At 66.1% G+C, this 2,628-nt stretch carries 2 protein-coding genes; both read right to left on the bottom strand.

The window, feature by feature from the left end; all coding sequences use genetic code 11:
• Positions 1–131 precede the first annotated feature (131 nt).
• The gene (gene istB / locus P0R31_RS40505) at positions 132–893 is read right to left on the bottom strand and encodes an IS21-like element helper ATPase IstB (RefSeq protein WP_275521192.1); all 762 of its coding nucleotides are present in this window, start codon (positions 891–893) and stop codon (positions 132–134) included.
• A 14-nt stretch (positions 894–907) separates the two neighbouring features.
• A complete protein-coding gene (gene istA / locus P0R31_RS40500; protein ID WP_430516902.1) occupies positions 908–2,428 on the bottom strand; it encodes an IS21 family transposase in 1,521 nt (506 codons plus the stop codon).
• Between the last annotated feature and the right edge of the window lie 200 nt (positions 2,429–2,628).

Below are 2,628 nucleotides of genomic sequence, written 5' to 3'. Positions count from 1 at the left end.
TGCGCATTCCGACGAAGTCGGCCGTGGATTCCGAGCGAAGCCGGCCGCCTATACCGATTGAAGCCGGCCAGGGATTCCGATGATCCCGGCCGCCTGCCGAGGCGGGCTCTCGCGACGACGTCGTCATCAGTTCAGTTGGCGGGCTCGTCGTCAAGCGTCTGACGCTTGGCGGCGGCTTTGCGTAGGCTCTCGCCCTTGAGGGTGAGCCTGTGGGCGTTGTGCACGAGGCGATCGAGGATAGCGTCGGCAATGGTTGGGTTGCCGATGAGCTCGTGCCAATGCTCGACCGGGAGCTGGCTTGTCACCAAGGTCGAACCGCGGCCATGGCGGTCCTCCATCATCTCCAACAGGTCGCGTTGCTGCTCGGCAGTCATCGGGGCAAGTCCCCAGTCGTCGAGGACCAGCAGCTCGACGCGCGCCAGGGTCCTGAGGAGGCGAGCATGGCGGCCGTCGCCCCGCGCGAGGGTGAGCGCCTCGAACAGCCGCGGCAGCCGTTGATAGAGCACGGAGCGGTTGTCCCGGCAGGCCTTGTGGCCCAAGGCGCACGCGATCCAGCTCTTGCCGACGCCGGTCGGGCCGATGATGAGCAGGTTCTGATGCCGGTCGATCCACTCGCCGGCGACGAGCTTTTGGAACAGCGGCTTGTCGAGCCCGCGCGGCGCCTTCATGTCGATGTCCTCGACGACGGCGTTCTGCCGGAGGCTGGCGAACCGCAACCGAGCGATCAGCCGCTTGTTCTCGCGCTCGGTCGCCTCACGATCGACCAGTAGTGCGAGGCGCTCCTCGAAGGCCAGCGTGGCGATGTCGGGCTGTCGCTGCTGTTCGTCGAGGGCCTTCGCCATGCCGTTAAGCCCGAGCGCGACGAGGCGGTTGTGGGTGGGATGTGTCAACATCGTCTCTCCTTTCTTCAATGGTAGTAATCGGTGCCGCGGATATTGCCGTGGCGGATCGGTGGGTCGTCCGGCGGCCTGTCGTTTGCGTAGGCGCGATCGAGCCCGTGCTGCAGGATCGACTTGATCGAGCCGTAGGAAGTCGCTCCGATGTCGTTACCGCGCCGGCAGCCGGCCTCGACGCGCGCCGAGCCATAGCTGCGCGCGAGCCGCAGAATGCCGAGACAAGCCCGGAAGCCCTGCTCGGGGTGTGGCTTGGCTTTCATGATCGCCTCGACGAGCGCGATCGTGGCGGGGCCGATCTTGGCGGCTTCTCGTTTGATCCGTGTTGGCGTCCATTCGGCATAGCGCCGGTGCGCGCTCGGCATGTGCTCCGGGATCGTGGTGTGGCGATGGGGCACGTCAGAGCGGGCGTGGCTGGCGACCCGGACGCCCTTGTGCAGGATCTCGATCGTCCGGTCGGTAATGCGCGCCTCAAGCTCCTCGCGGATCAGACGTGAGGGCACCGAGTAGTAGTGACCGGCGATCTCGACGTGATAGTCGGGCGCGACGCGGCACTTCTTCCACTCGGCGTACTGATACGGCAGCGGCGGCAAGGCTTTGAGCGCCGTCTTGTCGATCTGTGCGAACAACTCGTTGCGGCTCACACCGAGCTTGCGCATGATCCTGGCGTTGAGGTCGGCAACCGCCTCGCGGATGGCCGCGTTGAGTTCGTCAAGCGAGAAGAACTGCCGGTTGCGCAGCCGCGCCAGCACGAACCGCTGGACGATTTGCACCGCCACTTCCACCTTCGCCTTGTCGCGCGGCTTCCTCGGACGCGCGGGCAGGATCGCAGTGCCGTAATGCTCGGCCAGTTCCTGGTAGGTGCGATTGATGCCCGGCTCATAGCGGCAGGTGGCGGTGACGCCGGCCTTCAGATTGTCGCAGACGATCGCCTTCGGCACGCCGCCGATCGTGCGCAAGGCATTGACGTGTAACCCGATCCAGTCGGCCAGCCCTTCCGACCAGCGCGCCTCGGCAAAGGTGTAGTTGGATGCTCCCAGCACCGCGACGAAGACATGGGCCAGCCGCTGCGCGCCGGTCGCGGCATCGAACACCGGCACGGTGTCGCCCGCGAAGTCGACGAACAGCTTCTCTCCAGGCCCGTGCACCTGTCGCATGGTCGGCGAGATCGTCTCGCTCCATTTCCGGTAGAGATCGCAGAACCGGCTGTAGCCATAGCCGTCGGCGTGCTCGGCGCGATATTCCTCCCACAGCAGGAGCAGCGTCACTCCGCGCCGCTTCAGCTCCCGGTGCACCGCCGTCCAGTCGGGCAACGGCCGCGCCGGCTTCTCCTCGAATGTTGGCGACGTGAATAGCCGGCGCTCGAGCTCGCCGTCGTCCATCCCTTCCGGCACCGGCCAGGTGATGCCGATCACGGCAGCCCGCCGCAGATACTCGCCAACCGTCGATCGGCTGATGCCGACGGTGACCGCGATCTGCCGGTCGCTCACGCCAAGGGCGTGCCGCAGTCTCAAGACTTCTCGAACCTTCCGCATCGGCGCTCTCTCGGCGGGCATCAGACCTCCCATTGCTTGGCCGCAAAGGAGGGCTGGTCCGCGATTCGATCGCCGTCTTCGAGAGCGTCAGGCCGGTCTCAACAGGGGGCCGGCTTCGATCGGAATGGGTGGCCGACTTCCGTCGGAATCGGTGGCCGGATTGCGTCGGAATCAGTGGCCGGCTTGCATCGGATTGCGCA

Origin of the sequence: Bradyrhizobium yuanmingense (assembly GCF_029167105.1) — a bacterium.
Lineage (GTDB): Bacteria > Pseudomonadota > Alphaproteobacteria > Rhizobiales > Xanthobacteraceae > Bradyrhizobium > Bradyrhizobium yuanmingense_A.
The sequence above is the reverse complement of the archived record's forward strand: the minus strand, read 5'-3'. Positions and strand labels throughout refer to the sequence as shown.